This is a genomic window from Streptococcus oralis subsp. dentisani, from assembly GCF_002096685.1.
GTDB lineage: Bacteria > Bacillota > Bacilli > Lactobacillales > Streptococcaceae > Streptococcus > Streptococcus oralis_AD.
In genome coordinates this window covers 55129-72717 of record NZ_NCVA01000037.1, presented here as the reverse complement: position 1 = coordinate 72717, position 17589 = coordinate 55129, and the positions used below count along the sequence as shown (strand labels likewise).

Sequence of the window (17589 nt, the reverse complement as noted above, 5' to 3'; positions counted from 1 at the left end):
TCTACACTATACTAGAAGACAAATGTCTCACCTGTAGGCAAAAACAAGGTAATGAATGAGAAATTTAATGAAAAATTATCAAGAATGGTATCGAAATATCAGCTCCAGACTCACCAGCTATCCCACCCTTTTATTTCTATTGCTTACTTTCAATCGTTTGATGACAGTAGCAATGCCCATGGTCTATCTGACCTTACTAGTCACCACTTACCTGCAGCTAGGGCTTGGTCAGCAAGTTGGGATCTATTTGCTTGTCCCCGCTACAGGTTTTGTGATCTTGTCCCTTTTTCGTAAGAAAATCAATCATCCGCGTCCCTACGAAACTTGGGATATCCGTCCCCTGCTTGAAAAAGATAGTTCGGGACAGTCTATGCCTAGTCGCCATGTCTTTTCAGCAACTATCATCTCCATGGCCTGTTTCCATGCTTGGACTTTGATCGGAATGATCTTGCTTATTTGCTCAGGACTCTTAGCCTTGGTCCGAGTACTAGGTGGTGTTCATTATCCCAAGGATGTCTTGGTTGGCTATGCTTGTGGTCTGTTGTGGGGATTCCTTTTCTTCCTATTCTGATATGTAAGTTAAGCCGACCCTACAACCACTTACTGCTTCAAATTGACCACTTGCTTTTTTGCCCTTGTATTCCTAACTTAGCTTTGATATAGTAGAGTCAGAAAGGAGATGTGATGAAGTTACGAATTGAGATTGACGGCAATTTAGAGGAGACTGAAGTTGTTATCAAGACACCCACTTTGACAGATGAAATTGCAGACTTGCAACGACTTTTGCAAGAGTCAAAGGCTCCGAGGTTGACTTTTTACAAGGGGACGGGTGAATATTATCTAGATCTGTCAGAAATTCTCTTCTTTGAAACAGAAGGGAGCAAGATCTACGCTCATAACCAGAAGGAAGCCTATGAAGTTCGTCTCAAACTTTATGAGTTAGAGTCCATCTTGCCTCGTTATTTTAGTCGAGTTTCCAAGTCAACGATCGCAAACATCCGTCAGATTTACTCAGTGGACAAGTCCTTTTCAGGAACGGGCACCATTTCCTTTTATCAGACGCACAAGGAGGTTCATGTATCACGACATTACCAGTCCCTCCTAAAAGAAAATCTAAGAAACATGAGGTGAAAAACATGAAAAAGAAAGCATTTGGTATTGTTTTATTGGTTTTAGCGGCCTGGATTTTGCTGCAAGGAAACTTTGGAATTCCTTCTTTAGATGGTAAAATATGGCCTTTGATTGGTATCGTCTTTTTTGCCTACCAATCAGTTGAAGCTTTGCTTCGTCGTCACCTGACATCAGCAGTTTTTACCGCTCTAGTAGCCTTAATGATTGCGAATCATTTTTATAACATTTTGCCTATCCCAAACCAGTCTTTGTTTTGGGCTAGTATCTTAGCAGTGCTGGGTGTCGGCTATCTCACTCACTCAAGTAAGTTTTGGTATGGGAAAAAATGGTGGTACAACGGTGAGCGAACAGTCATCACGGATAAGGAAGTCGCTTTTGGTAGTGGAACCTTCTATAAGCAGGATCAAGATCTTGTAGCCGACCAAGTGGAAGTCGCTTTTGGGGATGCTAAAATCTACTATGATAACGCAGAGATGCTAGGTGATTTTGCGACTTTAAATATCGAAGTTGCTTTTGGTAATGCAACTGTCTATGTTCCACAACACTGGCGTGTCGATTTGAAAGTAGAAACATCCTTTGGTGCAGCTAAGGCAGACGCTCCTGTAGCGCCAACAAGCAAAACCTTGATTATTCGCGGGGAAGTCGCTTTTGGTAAACTTGGCGTTGTCTACGTCAAATAAAAAAATATTTTAATTCTCTTGATAAATTCAAGAAAGTGTGATAACATAGTACGGTATGTGGTGCTAGCACATCCGCTATATTAGATCTAATAGGAGGAAAACATAATGGCTAAAGTATGTTACTTTACAGGTCGTAAGACTGTATCAGGAAACAACCGTTCACACGCGATGAACCAAACAAAACGTGCCGTAAAACCAAACCTTCAAAAAGTTACTGTTCTTATCGATGGTAAACCTAAAAAAGTTTGGGCTTCAGCTCGTGCTTTGAAATCAGGTAAAGTTGAACGCGTTTAATAAAAATGAAAAGGCCGCTCAGGTCTTTTTCTTTTGCTCTATAGATAAAACCATTTGAAAAATAGAGTAAATATCCGCCGATACAGCATTCTGCTTTTACACTTGGAATGAAATATGATAAAATAGAGTATCAACTAGTTGAGGTAAAAAAAATGACTGTAAAAATTAATACAAAAGATGGTCAAATCGAACTGACAGATGAAGTGATTGCAACCGTTGTAGGTGGTGCAGCAACTGAGATTTTTGGTGTGGTCGGTATGGCTAGCAAAAATACCCTCAAAGATAATTTCCAAGCCCTTCTTGGTAAGGAAAATTATGCAAAAGGTGTTGTCGTGAAGGCAGCCGAAGATGGCAGCATTGCAGTTGATGTTTATACCGTCTTGAGCTACGGAACAAAGATTAGTGAAGTCTCAAAAAACATCCAAGAGCGTGTTCGTTTTAGTTTGGAAAACCAACTAGGAATCACTGCTCAGACTGTGAATGTCTACATTCAAAATATCAAAGTTGTAGGAGAATAATCGTGTCAAAAATTACTACCAGCTTATTTCAAGAAATGGTGCAGGCTGCATCAACTCGTTTGAATAAGCAAGCTGAATATGTCAATTCATTAAACGTCTTTCCAGTTCCAGATGGAGATACTGGGACAAACATGGGGATGACCATCGAGAATGGTGCCAAAGAAGTAGCAGACAAGCCAGCTTCTACAGTTGGAGAAGTGGCGAGCATTCTTGCTAAGGGACTCTTGATGGGTGCGCGTGGAAACTCAGGAGTTATCACGTCTCAACTTTTCCGTGGATTCTCCCAAGCTATCAAAGATAAAGACGAATTAACAGGTCAAGACTTGGCTCTTGCTTTCCAATCTGGTGTCGAAGTAGCCTACAAGGCGGTTATGAAACCAGTCGAAGGAACTATTTTGACAGTTTCTCGTGGAGCGGCTATCGGTGCTAAGAAAAAAGCTGAGGAGACAGATGATGCTGTTGAGGTTATGCGTGCAGCCTTAGAAGGTGCTAAGAGAGCTCTAGCTAAGACACCGGAAATGCTTCCAGTTCTTAAGGAAGTTGGTGTGGTAGACTCAGGCGGTCAAGGTTTGGTCTTCATCTATGAAGGTTTCCTTTCAGCACTCACTGGTGAATACAGTGCGTCTGAGGACTTTGTAGCAACGCCTGCCAACATGAGTGAAATGATCAATGCTGAACACCACAAGTCAGTTGCTGGACATGTGGCAACTGAGGATATTACCTTCGGTTACTGTACTGAGATCATGGTTGCTCTCAAACAAGGACCAACTTATTCTAAGGACTTTGACTATGATGAATTTCGTAACTACTTGAATGAACTTGGAGATTCTCTTCTTGTCGTCAACGATGATGAGATTGTCAAAGTTCACGTCCATACTGAAGATCCAGGTCTTGTTATGCAAGAAGGACTTAAATATGGTAGCTTGGTCAAGGTTAAAGTGGACAACATGCGTAACCAACACGAAGCACAAGTTGAAAAAGAAGCAGCACAAGTCAGCAAGCCAGCTGAAGAGAAGGAATATGCCCTTATCGCAGTAGTAGCTGGTCAAGGATTAGCAGATATCTTCCGTGCCCAAGGTGTGGATTATGTCATCGAAGGTGGGCAGACTATGAACCCTTCCACAGAGGACTTTATCAAGGCTGTTGAACAGGTCAATGCTCGCAACATCATCTTCTTGCCAAACAACAAAAATATCTTTATGGCAGCTCAGTCTGCGGCTGAAGTGCTTGAACAACCTGCTGTTGTGGTAGAAGCTCGTACTCTTCCTCAAGGGTTGACCAGTCTTCTTGCCTTTGACCAAAGCAAGTCTATCAAAGAAAACCAAGAACGCATGACTGCAGCCCTCAGTGATGTTATCAGCGGTAGTGTAACAACAGCCGTTCGTGATACAACTATCGATGGATTAGCAATTCATGAAAATGACAATCTTGGTATGGTAGATGGGAAAATCCTCGTGTCAAATCCTGACATGCACCAAACCTTGACAGAAACATTGAAACATATGTTGGACGAAGATAGTGAAATCGTAACCTTCTATATTGGTGAAGATGGAAGTGAAGAATTGGCTAACCAAATCGCCCAAGAAATCACAGAAGAATTCGAAGATGTAGAAGTAGAAATCCACCAAGGACAACAACCTGTATATCCATATCTTTTCAGTGTGGAATAAAAATTTAATCGATTAAAAAGAAAGTTGATTTTGCAGCTTTCTTTTTTTATGACATTTGTCATATTTCCTAGTGACAGAAGCATCTAGCTCCGCTAACTTCAAAAGACTATAATTGAAGTATGAAATGGAGGAAGAAGAAATGAAAAATAAAATGATTGTCGCAGTGAGTTTAGTAGCAGCAGGAGTTATGACCTATCTCATGTTTTCAGGATTGGACGAGGGTTTCTACCATTTTCCTTGGGAGCTCTTTGCTGGCTTTGGAATGATGTCTTGGCTTGTCAGAGAAGGTTTGAAATTGGTCAGAGATGTGAAAAAGGAGTTTGAGGAATGAAAAAAGCGATCGTCTATCTCTTTATCGGCCTGTCACTCTTGGTATGGCTAGTGGAAATGTTTACTGGTTGGTTTGACCAAACCTTGCTTCGCCAATTTATTCGTGGTGCTTGGGGTTTTGGGTTTATGATTTTCGTTGTTTTCCCTATAGGAATGAAGTGGTTGAAAGGAGAATCTCATGACTGTGATTAAAGTTGAGAAATTGAGTAAGAAAATAAAAGACAAGGAGATCTTGCGGAACATCTCCTTTGAAATCAACGATGGTGAGTGTGTCGCCTTGATAGGACCTAACGGGGCAGGAAAAACAACCTTGATTGATTGCCTCTTAGGCGACAAGTTCATGAGCTCAGGTCAGATAGCCATTCAAGGGTTTGCGCCAACAGATCCTCGATTAAAGCAGCTTATTTCTGTCTTGCCTCAAGAAAATGCAGTTGTCCAAAGCTTGAAAGTGAAAGAACTTCTATCATTTTTCAAGTCACTTTATCCCGACAGTCTTTCAGACAAAGAAATTGATGACTTGCTGAGATTCTCAGACAAGCAGAAAAATCAGCTAGCGGGCAAGTTGTCTGGTGGGCAAAAACGTTTGTTCTCTTTTGTGTTGGCTTTAATAGGTCGTCCGAAAATTCTATTTTTAGACGAGCCAACTGCTGCCATGGATACCTCAACACGTCAGCATTTTTGGGAAATTGTCAATCGGTTGAAGAAAAATGGTGTGACCATTGTCTATTCTTCTCACTATATTGAAGAGGTGGAGCATACGGCTGACCGCATTTTGGTCCTCCACAAGGGAGAATTGATTCGCGATACGACGCCTTATGCCATGCGTGGTGAAGAACAAGAAAAACATTTTACGGTACCTCTAACTTATCAGGAAGTTATCAGAACTTTAGACCAAGTTCAAGAGATTGAAATCAAGCAAAATGCTCTTTCCTTCACAACCAAAGAAGCCAGCCAGGTATGGAAACTCTTGCAAGAACAGGGCTGCACGATTGAAGAAATTGAAGTTCGCAATCGAACTCTCTTAGACAGTATCTTCGAAACGACTCAAGATTAAAGGAGATTGACGATGAAAAATATGACAAGTCTCATGAAAGTGGAAATCATTCAGATGAAACGGCAAGCAGTCTACTACTTGCTATCCATCGGACTTCCAAGTGTGTTTTACCTTATATTTTCTGGTATGATGTCAGGATCAGATGTTCCAGAAATTGTTCTTAAAGCCTATCTTTTTGCCATGACGCTCTTTAGTATCATGTCAAGCGCCTTTTTCAGTATCCCTAGCACACTCGAGTCTGACAAGACGAATAACTGGCAAAAATTGCTTCAACATTCTCCTGTATCTATGGTAGAATATTATGTATCAAAACTGTTCAGTACTCTGCTGACTTTCTTGTTATCAATTATAGTTGTCTTTTCGGTTGGTCATTTTGTCCGTGGAGTGACTCTGCCTTGGCTTGACTGGTTGGTGATTGGAGTTGTTTTGCTGGTCGGAAGCGTGGTCTTTATCAGCATGGGGGTCTTGGTGAGCTTGCTACCCAGTGCTCAACTGATGACGGTTGTTGGAAATATTGCCTATATTGCTTTGGCTGTTCTAGGTGGACTGTGGTTCCCCTTGGATTCCTTCCCAGAATGGCTCCAATCTATTGGAAAGCTGACTCCAACCTATCAACTGATGCAGATCGTCTCTACTTATTTGGAACACCATGAATTTAATATTCTTTCTGCCTTGGTTGTGCTAGGCTATACAGTTTTCTTTGGTGTTTTGGTCATTCAACTGAAAAAACGGATTGAGGTAAAATAAATCTATGTTGGAAAAATTTAAAAACATTCATTATATGTTTCATATTTCAATTGTGTTTATCATCTTTCCTATAGCGGGTGTCATCGTTGGAGATTACCCGCTTTTAACCTTGCTATGGACCCTACTATTTGTACTTGCCTTCTATTCGGTTTTAATCAGTCAGAATCGCACCGTGCAGTGGCTAGCATGGTGGTCCATGCTTGTCTACATTTTTTATACATCTGTTTGGCTAAGTTCAGGTTTCACATGGTTTATCTTTTATTTATCCAATCTCCTTATTTATGAGCTGGATGAGATTTCTTTTCACTCTTGGCGTTTTGTCAGTTTTATTGTCCTGCAACCATTTATTCTGACCGGAATCTATATGGTCAATCATGTTAGTCCCTGGCAGCTACTCTTTTTCTTGGTGACCTTTATCTTTTCCGATGCAATGACCTTTGGTCTTTATCGAATTCGATTGTCGGAGGACATAAAAGAAGAAAAGATGAAACAAAATGCCAAGCTCAATCTTTTCTTGGCTGAAAACGAACGCAGTCGTATCGGTCAGGATCTCCATGACAGCCTAGGTCATACCTTTGCCATGTTGAGTGTGAAGACGGACCTTGCCCTCCAGCTTCTTCAAATGCAGGCCTATCCTCAAGTGGAAAAAGAATTAAAAGAAATTCATCAAATCAGTAAAGAATCCATGAATGAAGTCCGTACAATTATCGAAAATCTTAAAACAAGAACCCTTGCTTCCGAGTTTGCGACTGTTAAAAAAATGCTGGAAATTGCAGGAATTGAAACGGAAATCAATCACCAACTAGATACAGCTAGCCTAACTCAGGAATTAGAATCAACGGCCTCCATGATTTTGCTTGAGTTAGTGACCAACATCATCAAGCATGCTAAAGCATCGAAAGCTTACTTGAAATTAGAACGAACTGAGAAAGAACTCATCCTAACAGTGAGAGATGATGGCTGTGGCTTTGCTTCACTAAAAGGAGATGAACTCCATACCGTTCGAGACCGTGTCCTTCCTTTTTCAGGAGAAGTAAAGGTGATCATTCAGAAACATCCGACTGAAGTGCAGGTTCGGCTACCTTATAAGGAGAGAAATTAAGATGAAATTACTTGTTGCAGAAGATCAAAGTATGTTGCGAGATGCTATGTGCCAGTTGCTTACCTTTCAACCAGATGTAGAGTCTGTCCTACAAGCCAAGGATGGCCAAGAAGCAATCCAACTCTTAGAAAAGGAGTCTGTAGATATCGCCATTCTTGACGTAGAAATGCCTGTTAAGACAGGCCTCGAAGTCTTGGAGTGGATACGAGCAGAAAAGCTAGAAACAAAGGTGGTTGTGGTGACGACCTTCAAACGTCCCGGATATTTTGAACGTGCGGTCAAGGCTGGAGTGGATGCTTATGTCTTAAAAGAAAGAAGCATTGCAGACCTCATGCAAACCTTGCATACTGTTCTCGAAGGACGCAAGGAATATTCGCCTGAATTGATGGAAGTGGTGATGACCCACCCCAATCCATTGACAGAGCAAGAAATCGCTGTTTTAAAGGGAATTGCTCAGGGCTTATCCAATCAAGAGATTGCAGACCAGCTTTATCTATCAAATGGAACCGTCCGAAACTATGTCACCAATATTCTTTCGAAACTAGATGCTGGTAATCGAACAGAGGCAGCCAACATTGCAAAAGAATCTGGTTGGCTTTGATAAGAAGGGTTAAAAAATTCCGAAACGATAACTTGAATCAAAGGAAATCCATACTAGAAAGGAGGAGGTAAATCGCCTCCTTTTCTGGTTTAGAAAAGCGGTGAAAGCTAGTGTCAAAGAGTTAAAAGATCAGAATAAAAATGAAAAATATCTTGACAATGAAGGAAAAATTGTGTTACAATAATAGACGGTACTTTTTACTTTTGGTCTCTCAAAAGTGTACAGGGACGTGCTGACAAATGTTGCAAAAGTACACACAGATGGTAGCTGTCACCAAGTGTATCATCACCAAAAATAAAAAAACACAGGAGAATGTAGATGCCTACAATTAACCAATTGGTTCGCAAACCGCGTAAATCAAAAGTAGAAAAATCTAAATCACCAGCTTTGAACGTTGGTTACAACAGTCATAAAAAAGTTCAAACAAACGTTTCTTCACCACAAAAACGTGGTGTTGCAACTCGTGTTGGAACAATGACACCTAAAAAACCTAACTCTGCCCTTCGTAAATTCGCTCGTGTACGTTTGAGCAACCTTATCGAAGTTACTGCCTACATCCCAGGTATCGGACACAACTTGCAAGAGCACAGCGTGGTGCTTCTTCGTGGTGGACGTGTAAAAGACCTTCCAGGGGTACGTTACCATATCGTCCGTGGTGCACTTGATACTGCAGGTGTTAACGATCGTAAACAAGGCCGTTCTAAATACGGTACTAAACGTCCAAAAGCATAAGGAAAGGGGATAAAGAGAAATGAGTCGTAAAAATAGAGCTCCAAAACGTGATGTATTGCCAGATCCGCTTTACAATTCACAACTAGTTACTCGTCTTATCAACCGCGTTATGCTTGATGGTAAACGTGGTACAGCTGCTTCAATCGTTTACGGTGCTTTTGAGCAAATCAAAGAAGCTACTGGAAACGATGCACTTGAAGTATTTGAAACAGCTATGGAAAACATCATGCCTGTACTTGAAGTACGTGCACGTCGTGTTGGTGGATCTAACTACCAAGTTCCAGTTGAAGTTCGTCCAGAACGTCGTACAACACTTGGACTTCGTTGGTTGGTAACAATCGCTCGCCTTCGTGGTGAACACACAATGCAAGACCGTCTTGCAAAAGAAATCTTGGACGCTGCTAACAACACTGGTGCAGCTGTTAAGAAACGTGAAGACACTCACCGTATGGCTGAAGCTAACCGTGCCTTCGCACACTTCCGTTGGTAAAATCATGATGCTAGGAACGGTAAGGATGCAAGGTGAAAATAGGAAACTGACGCAGTATTCGACGAATACAAGGAAGTTTATCTTTTTCACACAGCATCCCGTTCCAGCTCAAATCGACTAAATAACTTTAGCCCGAGTTCAATTCAACTTACCATCTCGTAAGTTGAAACCAACAATAGCATGAAAACATTGAGAACGGGTAGGTCCTGCCTATCCGTTTTTTCTAAATAATGTTATAATAGATTGTAAAATAAAAAATAGGAGAAACTAACCTCATGGCACGCGAATTTTCACTTGAAAAAACTCGTAATATCGGTATCATGGCTCACGTCGATGCCGGTAAAACAACAACTACTGAGCGTATTCTTTACTACACTGGTAAAATCCACAAAATCGGTGAAACTCACGAAGGTGCGTCACAAATGGACTGGATGGAGCAAGAGCAAGAACGTGGTATCACTATCACATCTGCTGCGACAACAGCTCAATGGAACAACCACCGCGTAAACATCATCGACACACCAGGACACGTGGACTTCACAATCGAAGTACAACGTTCTCTTCGTGTATTGGATGGTGCGGTTACTGTTCTTGACTCACAATCAGGTGTTGAGCCTCAAACTGAAACAGTTTGGCGTCAAGCAACTGAGTACGGAGTTCCACGTATCGTATTTGCCAACAAAATGGACAAAATCGGTGCTGACTTCCTTTACTCAGTAAGCACACTTCACGACCGTCTTCAAGCAAACGCACACCCAATCCAATTGCCAATCGGTGCTGAAGATGACTTCCGTGGTATCATCGACTTGATCAAGATGAAAGCTGAAATCTATACTAACGACCTTGGTACAGATATCCTTGAAGAAGATATTCCAGCTGAATACCTTGACCAAGCTCAAGAATACCGTGAAAAATTGATTGAAGCAGTTGCTGAAACTGACGAAGAATTGATGATGAAATACCTTGAAGGTGAAGAAATCACTAACGAAGAATTGAAAGCTGGTATCCGTAAAGCGACTATCAACGTTGAATTCTTCCCAGTATTGTGTGGTTCTGCCTTCAAGAACAAAGGTGTTCAATTGATGCTTGATGCGGTTATCGACTACCTTCCAAGCCCGCTTGACATCCCAGCGATCAAAGGTATTAACCCAGATACAGACGAAGAAGAAACTCGTCCAGCATCTGACGATGAGCCATTCGCAGCTCTTGCCTTCAAGATTATGACTGACCCATTCGTAGGTCGTTTGACATTCTTCCGTGTTTACTCAGGTGTACTTCAGTCAGGTTCTTACGTATTGAACACTTCTAAAGGTAAACGTGAACGTATCGGACGTATCCTTCAAATGCACGCTAACAGCCGTCAAGAAATTGACACTGTTTACTCAGGTGATATCGCTGCTGCCGTTGGTTTGAAAGATACTACAACTGGCGACTCATTGACAGATGAAAAAGCTAAAATCATCCTTGAGTCAATCAACGTTCCAGAACCAGTTATCCAATTGATGGTTGAGCCAAAATCTAAAGCTGACCAAGATAAGATGGGTATCGCCCTTCAAAAATTGGCTGAAGAAGACCCAACATTCCGCGTTGAAACAAACGTTGAAACTGGTGAAACAGTTATCTCAGGTATGGGTGAACTTCACCTTGACGTCCTTGTTGACCGTATGCGTCGTGAGTTCAAAGTTGAAGCGAACGTAGGTGCTCCTCAAGTATCTTACCGTGAAACATTCCGCGCTTCTACTCAAGCACGTGGATTCTTCAAACGTCAGTCTGGTGGTAAAGGTCAATTCGGTGATGTATGGATTGAATTTACTCCAAATGAAGAAGGTAAAGGATTCGAATTCGAAAACGCAATCGTCGGTGGTGTGGTTCCTCGTGAATTTATCCCAGCGGTTGAAAAAGGTTTGGTAGAATCTATGGCTAACGGTGTTCTTGCAGGTTACCCAATGGTTGACGTTAAAGCTAAGCTTTACGATGGTTCATACCACGATGTCGACTCATCTGAAACTGCCTTCAAGATCGCGGCTTCACTTGCTCTTAAAGAAGCTGCTAAGACTGCACAACCAGCTATCCTTGAGCCAATGATGCTTGTAACCATCACTGTTCCTGAAGAGAACCTTGGTGATGTTATGGGTCACGTAACTGCTCGTCGTGGACGTGTTGATGGTATGGAAGCACACGGTAACAGCCAAATCGTTCGTGCTTACGTTCCACTTGCTGAAATGTTCGGTTACGCAACAGTTCTTCGTTCTGCATCTCAAGGACGTGGTACCTTCATGATGGTATTTGACCACTACGAAGATGTACCTAAGTCAGTACAAGAAGAAATCATTAAGAAAAACAAAGGTGAAGACTAATCAGTCCTCACTCTAGAAGGAAGTCACTTAGTGGCTTCCTTTTTATGTTCTATATCAAGGAAGGTTAGAAAAATATACCCTAAACTAAATTTGGTAGTAATAAAATCGTTCAATTCCCTATTCATATTTATAAAAATAGGAAAAACATTCATAAAAACACGTTTAGATAGAAAATTCAGAAAATTGCTTCTTTTGTCTTGAAAATTTTTGAAAAAATGGTATGATAGTAACAAGCTATTTTTAAGAGAAGAGAAAGGGGAACAATGGAAAAAATCAGTTTAGACGCTCCTAAGACGGGATCGGATCTAGTTTTGGAAACCCTCCGTGATTTAGGAATTGATACCATATTTGGTTATCCTGGTGGGGCTGTCTTGCCTTTATATGATGCGATTTATAATTTCAAAGGCATTCGCCACATCTTGGGTCGCCATGAACAAGGCTGTTTGCATGAAGCTGAAGGTTATGCCAAATCAACTGGAAAGTTGGGCGTTGCCGTCGTCACGAGTGGACCGGGAGCAACAAATGCCATTACAGGAATCGCGGATGCCATGAGCGATAGCGTTCCCCTCTTGGTCTTTACGGGACAAGTCGCTCGAGCAGGCATTGGGAAGGATGCCTTTCAGGAGGCGGATATTGTCGGTATTACCATGCCTATTACCAAATACAATTACCAAGTCCGTGAGACAGCTGACATTCCTCGCATCATTACGGAGGCTGTCCATATCGCGACCACAGGTCGTCCTGGCCCAGTTGTGATCGACTTGCCTAAGGATGTATCTGCCTTAGAGACAGACTTCATCTATTCACCAGAGGTGAATTTACCAAGTTATCAACCGACGCTTGATCCGAATGACATGCAAATCAAGAAAATCTTGAAGCAATTGTCTAAGGCTAAGAAACCTGTATTGCTAGCTGGTGGCGGGGTTAGTTATGCAGAAGCGGCTGCCGAGCTCAATGAGTTTGCTGAACGTTACCAAATTCCAGTGGTGACCAGTCTTTTAGGGCAAGGTACGATTGCGACAAGCCATCCGCTCTTCCTAGGAATGGGAGGAATGCATGGTTCTTTCGCGGCTAACATTGCAATGACTGAAGCGGACTTTATGATTAGTATTGGTTGCCGTTTCGATGACCGTTTGACAGGAAATCCTAAGACCTTTGCTAAAAATGCCAAGGTTGCGCATATTGACATTGACCCAGCTGAGATTGGTAAGATTATCAGTGCAGATATTCCTGTGGTGGGCGATGCTAAGAAAGCCTTGCAGATGCTATTGGCAGAACCAACTGTTCATAACAATACTGAAAAGTGGATTGACAAAGTTACCAAGGATAAGAATCGTGTTCGTTCTTATGATAAGAAAGAACGTGTGGTTCAACCGCAGGCAGTCATTGAACGCATCGGTGAGTTGACGAATGGGGATGCCATTGTTGTCACAGACGTAGGGCAACATCAAATGTGGACAGCTCAGTATTATCCTTACCAAAATGAGCGTCAGTTAGTCACTTCAGGTGGTTTGGGTACCATGGGATTCGGAGTTCCTGCGGCTATCGGAGCCAAGATTGCCAATCCAGAAAAAGAGGTCATCCTTTTTGTCGGTGACGGTGGTTTCCAAATGACCAACCAAGAACTAGCTATCCTAAACATCTACAAGGTGCCGATTAAGGTTGTCATGTTGAATAACCACTCCCTAGGAATGGTTCGTCAGTGGCAAGAATCCTTCTATGAGGGTAGAACTTCAGAGTCAGTTTTTGACACTCTCCCTGACTTCCAGCTGATGGCACAGGCTTACGGTATTAAAAATTATAAATTTGACAATCCAGAAACTATAGAAAAAGATCTAGAAGCCATTCTGGAGGATGTGCCGATGTTTATAGAGGTGGATATTTCTCGTAAGGAACAAGTTTTACCAATGGTACCAGCCGGTAAGAGCAATCATGAGATGTTGGGGGTGAAGTTCCATGCGTAGAATGTTAACAGCAAAACTACAAAATCGTTCAGGAGTCCTCAATCGTTTTACAGGTGTCCTTTCACGTCGTCAAGTCAATATTGAGAGTATCTCAGTTGGTGCGACGGAGAACTCCAATGTATCTCGCATTACCATCATTATCGATGTAGCTTCACACGATGAAGTAGAGCAAATCATTAAACAACTCAATCGTCAGATTGATGTGATTCGCATTCGAGATATCACAGACAAACCGCACTTGGAGCGCGAAGTTATCTTAGTGAAGATTGCGGCACCAGCTGAAAAGCGTGCGGAAATCTTAGCTATTATCCAACCCTTCCGTGCAACAGTAGTAGATGTGGCTCCAAGCTCAATCACTATCCAGATGACGGGAAATGCTGAAAAGAGTGAAGCTTTATTGCGAGTGATTCGACCATACGGTATCAAAAATATCGCTCGTACGGGTGCGACTGGATTTACCCGTGATTAAAAATCCTACTTAAATTTGTTAAACCAGCCTCTAAGGCAAAAAAAATAGAAAAGAGAGAAAAACTATGGCAGTTCAAATGGAATATGAAAAAGATGTTAAAGTAGCAGCGCTTGACGGTAAAAAAATCGCCGTAATCGGTTATGGTTCACAAGGACATGCGCATGCGCAAAACTTGCGTGATTCAGGTCGTGATGTCATCATCGGTGTGCGTCCAGGTAAATCTTTTGACAAAGCAAAAGAAGATGGATTTGATACTTACACAGTAGCAGAAGCAACTAAATTGGCTGATGTTATCATGATCTTGGCACCAGACGAAATTCAACAAGAATTGTACGAAGCAGAAATCGCTCCAAACTTGGAAGCTGGAAATGCAGTTGGATTTGCTCATGGTTTCAATATCCACTTTGAATTTATCAAAGTTCCTGCAGATGTCGATGTCTTCATGTGTGCTCCTAAAGGGCCAGGACACTTGGTACGCCGTACTTATGAAGAAGGATTTGGTGTTCCGGCTCTTTATGCAGTCTACCAAGACGCTACAGGAAATGCGAAAAATATTGCTATGGACTGGTGTAAAGGTGTTGGGGCAGCTCGTGTTGGTTTGCTTGAAACAACTTATAAAGAAGAAACTGAAGAAGATTTGTTTGGTGAACAAGCCGTACTTTGTGGTGGTTTGACTGCCCTTATCGAAGCAGGTTTTGAAGTCTTGACAGAAGCAGGCTACGCCCCAGAATTGGCTTACTTTGAAGTTCTTCATGAAATGAAACTCATCGTTGACTTGATCTATGAAGGTGGATTCAAGAAAATGCGTCAATCAATTTCTAACACTGCTGAATACGGTGACTATGTATCAGGTCCACGTGTGATTACTGAGCAAGTCAAAGAAAACATGAAAGCAGTTCTTGCAGACATCCAAAATGGTAAATTTGCAAATGACTTTGTAAATGACTACAAGGCTGGCCGTCCAAAACTCACTGCTTACCGTGAACAAGCAGCTAACCTTGAAATTGAAAAAGTTGGTGAAGAATTGCGTAAAGCAATGCCATTCGTTGGTAAAAACGACGACGACGCATTCAAAATCTACAATTAATTCTTGTAAAGAGAGACAGAAGGCGAGTTGGGGGTACCTAACTCGTTTTTTATCTTGAACAGTATTTGAGGAGGAGACAATGCTAAGTGCAAAAGATGTGGTGAAAGCCCACAAAGTTTTGAGTGGTGTAGTAGTTGATACACCACTAGAATATGATCATTATTTATCAGAAAAATACCAAGCAAAGATTTATCTCAAAAAGGAGAATGCGCAACGAGTTCGCTCTTTTAAAATTCGTGGAGCCTATTATGCCATTTCTCAACTGTCAAAAGAAGAACGCGAGCGTGGTGTAGTCTGTGCCTCTGCGGGAAATCATGCCCAAGGTGTCGCCTATACTTGTAATGAGATGAAGATTCCTGCAACAATTTTTATGCCTATTACAACACCGCAACAAAAGATTGGGCAGGTTCGCTTTTTTGGTGGAGATTTCGTGACCATCAAGTTGGTTGGGGATACCTTTGATGCTTCTGCTAAGGCAGCGCAAGAGTTTACGTTGTCAGAAAACAGTACCTTCATTGATCCTTTTGATGATGCGCATGTACAGGCCGGTCAAGGAACTGTGGCCTACGAAATTCTTGAAGAAGCTCGTAAAGAGTCAATCGATTTCGATACAGTATTGGTGCCAGTAGGTGGTGGCGGACTGATTGCAGGGGTTTCGACCTACATCAAAGAAACCAAACCTGCTATCGAGGTGATTGGTGTAGAAGCCAATGGTGCCCGTTCGATGAAGGCAGCCTTTGAGGCTGGAGGACCAGTTAAACTCAAAGAAATTGATAAGTTTGCTGATGGGATAGCTGTACAGAAAGTTGGACAGTTGACCTATGAAGCAACACGTCAGAATGTTGAAACGCTTATCGGAGTGGATGAGGGATTGATTTCTGAAACCTTGATTGATCTTTATTCCAAGCAAGGCATTGTAGCAGAACCAGCCGGAGCTGCTAGTGTTGCAGCCTTGGAAGTTTTATCAGACTATATCAAAGGCAAGACGATTTGCTGTATCATTTCTGGGGGAAATAACGATATTAACCGTATGCCAGAGATGGAAGAACGTGCCCTGATTTACGATGGCATCAAGCATTACTTTGTAGTCAATTTCCCACAACGTCCAGGGGCTCTTCGTGAGTTTGTAAATGACATCTTGGGACCAAATGATGACATCACTCGTTTTGAATATATCAAACGAGCCAGCAAGGGGACAGGCCCAGTATTGATTGGGATTGCTCTTGCTGATAAGCATGATTATGCTGGCTTGATTCATCGGATGGAAAAGTTTGACCCATCTTATATCAATCTGAACGGAAATGAGACCTTGTATAATATGCTAGTCTAAAATAAATTTGCTATCATATTATTTGCATAATGAATATGATGGTGCTATAATGATGGTGACGAAAGGGGGAGATTCCCATGGTTTTACATGTTTTACTTGTTCTCTTTATTCTAGTGCTGATTGCATCAGCGATTATTATCAGCTCTGTATATGTTGTAAGGCAACAGTCTGTCGCTATTATCGAGCGTTTTGGTAAATACCAAAAGTTGAGTAATAGTGGTATTCATGTACGAGCACCTTTTGGGATTGATAGAATTGCGGCCAGGGTGCAGTTGCGTCTATTGCAAAGTGAGATCGTCGTGGAAACAAAAACACAAGATAATGTATTTGTGACCATGAATGTGGCGACTCAGTATCGAGTGAATGAGAACAATGTCACAGATGCTTACTATAAACTAATGAGACCAGAAGCTCAAATCAAATCCTATATTGAGGATGCCTTGCGTTCGTCTGTACCGAAATTGACCTTGGATGAACTATTTGAGAAAAAAGATGAAATTGCATTAGAAGTTCAAAAGCAAGTAGCAGAAGAAATGTCTACATATGGTTACATCATTGTAAAAACATTGATTACGAAGGTTGAGCCTGACGCTGAAGTTAAACAATCAATGAATGAAATCAATGCTGCCCAACGTAAGAGAGTCGCTGCGCAAGAACTTGCAGAAGCAGATAAGATTAAGATTGTGACCGCGGCAGAAGCAGAGGCAGAAAAAGATCGCCTACACGGGGTAGGGATTGCAGAACAGCGTAAGGCTATTGTTGACGGACTTGCTGATTCTATTCAAGAATTAAAAGGAGCCAATGTTGAACTCACAGAAGCCCAGATTATGTCCATTCTATTAACAAATCAGTATTTGGATACTTTGAATAATTTCGCAGACAATAAGGGCAATAACACCATCTTCCTACCAGCAAATCCTGATGGAGTTGAAGATATACGAACAAGCATATTATCAGCTTTAAAAGCTAAGTAATAATAATTCATTATTTGTTTTCAATAAGTAGATGTTTTTTGGATAATCCTAAAAGAATG

20 protein-coding genes are annotated in these 17589 nt (G+C 41.6%); all 20 read left to right on the top strand.

The features are described 5' to 3' along the window. Nucleotides 1-67 precede the first annotated feature (67 nt). The gene (locus B7705_RS02035; protein WP_084947307.1) at nucleotides 68-571 is read left to right on the top strand and encodes a phosphatase PAP2 family protein; all 504 of its coding nucleotides are present in this window, start codon (nucleotides 68-70) and stop codon (nucleotides 569-571) included. Between the two features lie 113 nt (nucleotides 572-684). Next, nucleotides 685-1131 (top strand): LytTR family DNA-binding domain-containing protein, encoded by a 447-nt coding sequence (locus B7705_RS02030; RefSeq protein WP_084947304.1) that lies wholly within the window; start codon nucleotides 685-687, stop codon nucleotides 1129-1131. Between the two features lie 5 nt (nucleotides 1132-1136). Next, a complete protein-coding gene (locus tag B7705_RS02025) occupies nucleotides 1137-1811 on the top strand; it encodes a LiaF transmembrane domain-containing protein (RefSeq protein WP_084947303.1) in 675 nt (224 codons plus the stop codon). Nucleotides 1812-1916: 105 nt separating this feature from the next. After that, complete coding sequence (gene rpmB, locus B7705_RS02020; RefSeq protein WP_001140948.1) at nucleotides 1917-2105, top strand: 50S ribosomal protein L28; 189 nt, start codon at nucleotides 1917-1919, stop codon at nucleotides 2103-2105. 152 nt (nucleotides 2106-2257) lie between these two features. After that, entirely contained in the window at nucleotides 2258-2623 is a 366-nt protein-coding gene (locus B7705_RS02015; protein ID WP_000216441.1) for an Asp23/Gls24 family envelope stress response protein, read from the top strand. Between the two features lie 2 nt (nucleotides 2624-2625). Next, entirely contained in the window at nucleotides 2626-4293 is a 1668-nt protein-coding gene (locus B7705_RS02010; protein WP_084947300.1) for a DAK2 domain-containing protein, read from the top strand. 124 nt (nucleotides 4294-4417) lie between these two features. Then, nucleotides 4418-4624 (top strand): hypothetical protein, encoded by a 207-nt coding sequence (locus B7705_RS02005; protein ID WP_000390701.1) that lies wholly within the window; start codon nucleotides 4418-4420, stop codon nucleotides 4622-4624. Beyond that, nucleotides 4621-4815 (top strand): hypothetical protein, encoded by a 195-nt coding sequence (locus B7705_RS02000; RefSeq protein WP_000709344.1) that lies wholly within the window; start codon nucleotides 4621-4623, stop codon nucleotides 4813-4815. Before B7705_RS02005 ends, B7705_RS02000 begins: the two co-directional genes overlap by 4 nt. After that, nucleotides 4802-5677: an ABC transporter ATP-binding protein gene (locus tag B7705_RS01995; protein WP_084947299.1), complete on the top strand. Its 876-nt coding sequence runs from the start codon at nucleotides 4802-4804 to the stop codon at nucleotides 5675-5677. Before B7705_RS02000 ends, B7705_RS01995 begins: the two co-directional genes overlap by 14 nt. A gap of 12 nt (nucleotides 5678-5689) precedes the next feature. Then, nucleotides 5690-6424: an ABC transporter permease gene (locus B7705_RS01990; protein ID WP_084947296.1), complete on the top strand. Its 735-nt coding sequence runs from the start codon at nucleotides 5690-5692 to the stop codon at nucleotides 6422-6424. Nucleotides 6425-6428: 4 nt separating this feature from the next. Beyond that, nucleotides 6429-7526 (top strand): sensor histidine kinase, encoded by a 1098-nt coding sequence (locus B7705_RS01985; RefSeq protein ID WP_061587141.1) that lies wholly within the window; start codon nucleotides 6429-6431, stop codon nucleotides 7524-7526. Between the two features lies 1 nt (nucleotide 7527). After that, nucleotides 7528-8127, top strand: coding sequence for a response regulator transcription factor (locus B7705_RS01980; protein ID WP_000772065.1), 600 nt, complete (start codon nucleotides 7528-7530; stop codon nucleotides 8125-8127). 318 nt (nucleotides 8128-8445) lie between these two features. Further along, nucleotides 8446-8859 (top strand): 30S ribosomal protein S12, encoded by a 414-nt coding sequence (gene rpsL / locus B7705_RS01970; RefSeq protein WP_001142332.1) that lies wholly within the window; start codon nucleotides 8446-8448, stop codon nucleotides 8857-8859. Nucleotides 8860-8878: 19 nt separating this feature from the next. After that, complete coding sequence (gene rpsG, locus B7705_RS01965; RefSeq protein WP_000087873.1) at nucleotides 8879-9349, top strand: 30S ribosomal protein S7; 471 nt, start codon at nucleotides 8879-8881, stop codon at nucleotides 9347-9349. Nucleotides 9350-9624: 275 nt separating this feature from the next. After that, nucleotides 9625-11706: an elongation factor G gene (gene fusA, locus B7705_RS01960; RefSeq protein ID WP_084947294.1), complete on the top strand. Its 2082-nt coding sequence runs from the start codon at nucleotides 9625-9627 to the stop codon at nucleotides 11704-11706. Between the two features lie 263 nt (nucleotides 11707-11969). Next, the gene (locus B7705_RS01955; RefSeq protein WP_084947291.1) at nucleotides 11970-13670 is read left to right on the top strand and encodes an acetolactate synthase large subunit; all 1701 of its coding nucleotides are present in this window, start codon (nucleotides 11970-11972) and stop codon (nucleotides 13668-13670) included. Further along, nucleotides 13663-14139: an acetolactate synthase small subunit gene (gene ilvN, locus B7705_RS01950; protein WP_084947289.1), complete on the top strand. Its 477-nt coding sequence runs from the start codon at nucleotides 13663-13665 to the stop codon at nucleotides 14137-14139. Before B7705_RS01955 ends, ilvN begins: the two co-directional genes overlap by 8 nt. 64 nt (nucleotides 14140-14203) lie before the next feature. Next, a complete protein-coding gene (gene ilvC / locus B7705_RS01945; protein WP_084947286.1) occupies nucleotides 14204-15226 on the top strand; it encodes a ketol-acid reductoisomerase in 1023 nt (340 codons plus the stop codon). A gap of 79 nt (nucleotides 15227-15305) precedes the next feature. Then, the gene (gene ilvA, locus B7705_RS01940) at nucleotides 15306-16556 is read left to right on the top strand and encodes a threonine ammonia-lyase IlvA (protein WP_084947285.1); all 1251 of its coding nucleotides are present in this window, start codon (nucleotides 15306-15308) and stop codon (nucleotides 16554-16556) included. A gap of 77 nt (nucleotides 16557-16633) precedes the next feature. Further along, on the top strand, nucleotides 16634-17530 hold the full coding sequence (locus B7705_RS01935; protein WP_000242874.1) for an SPFH domain-containing protein: 897 nt from the start codon (nucleotides 16634-16636) through the stop codon (nucleotides 17528-17530). Nucleotides 17531-17589 lie beyond the last annotated feature (59 nt).

What these genes read in the sequence shown, in the direction of transcription:
- B7705_RS02035 (WP_084947307.1), top strand. Translation starts at nt 68, where the DNA reads ATGAAAAATTATCAAGAATGGTATCGAAATATCAGCTCCAGACTCACC.
- B7705_RS02030 (WP_084947304.1), top strand. Translation starts at nt 685, where the DNA reads ATGAAGTTACGAATTGAGATTGACGGCAATTTAGAGGAGACTGAAGTT.
- B7705_RS02025 (WP_084947303.1), top strand. Translation starts at nt 1,137, where the DNA reads ATGAAAAAGAAAGCATTTGGTATTGTTTTATTGGTTTTAGCGGCCTGG.
- rpmB (WP_001140948.1), top strand. Translation starts at nt 1,917, where the DNA reads ATGGCTAAAGTATGTTACTTTACAGGTCGTAAGACTGTATCAGGAAAC.
- B7705_RS02015 (WP_000216441.1), top strand. Translation starts at nt 2,258, where the DNA reads ATGACTGTAAAAATTAATACAAAAGATGGTCAAATCGAACTGACAGAT.
- B7705_RS02005 (WP_000390701.1), top strand. Translation starts at nt 4,418, where the DNA reads ATGGAGGAAGAAGAAATGAAAAATAAAATGATTGTCGCAGTGAGTTTA.
- B7705_RS02000 (WP_000709344.1), top strand. Translation starts at nt 4,621, where the DNA reads ATGAAAAAAGCGATCGTCTATCTCTTTATCGGCCTGTCACTCTTGGTA.
- B7705_RS01995 (WP_084947299.1), top strand. Translation starts at nt 4,802, where the DNA reads ATGACTGTGATTAAAGTTGAGAAATTGAGTAAGAAAATAAAAGACAAG.
- B7705_RS01990 (WP_084947296.1), top strand. Translation starts at nt 5,690, where the DNA reads ATGAAAAATATGACAAGTCTCATGAAAGTGGAAATCATTCAGATGAAA.
- B7705_RS01985 (WP_061587141.1), top strand. Translation starts at nt 6,429, where the DNA reads ATGTTGGAAAAATTTAAAAACATTCATTATATGTTTCATATTTCAATT.
- B7705_RS01980 (WP_000772065.1), top strand. Translation starts at nt 7,528, where the DNA reads ATGAAATTACTTGTTGCAGAAGATCAAAGTATGTTGCGAGATGCTATG.
- rpsL (WP_001142332.1), top strand. Translation starts at nt 8,446, where the DNA reads ATGCCTACAATTAACCAATTGGTTCGCAAACCGCGTAAATCAAAAGTA.
- rpsG (WP_000087873.1), top strand. Translation starts at nt 8,879, where the DNA reads ATGAGTCGTAAAAATAGAGCTCCAAAACGTGATGTATTGCCAGATCCG.
- fusA (WP_084947294.1), top strand. Translation starts at nt 9,625, where the DNA reads ATGGCACGCGAATTTTCACTTGAAAAAACTCGTAATATCGGTATCATG.
- B7705_RS01955 (WP_084947291.1), top strand. Translation starts at nt 11,970, where the DNA reads ATGGAAAAAATCAGTTTAGACGCTCCTAAGACGGGATCGGATCTAGTT.
- ilvN (WP_084947289.1), top strand. Translation starts at nt 13,663, where the DNA reads ATGCGTAGAATGTTAACAGCAAAACTACAAAATCGTTCAGGAGTCCTC.
- ilvC (WP_084947286.1), top strand. Translation starts at nt 14,204, where the DNA reads ATGGCAGTTCAAATGGAATATGAAAAAGATGTTAAAGTAGCAGCGCTT.
- ilvA (WP_084947285.1), top strand. Translation starts at nt 15,306, where the DNA reads ATGCTAAGTGCAAAAGATGTGGTGAAAGCCCACAAAGTTTTGAGTGGT.
- B7705_RS01935 (WP_000242874.1), top strand. Translation starts at nt 16,634, where the DNA reads ATGGTTTTACATGTTTTACTTGTTCTCTTTATTCTAGTGCTGATTGCA.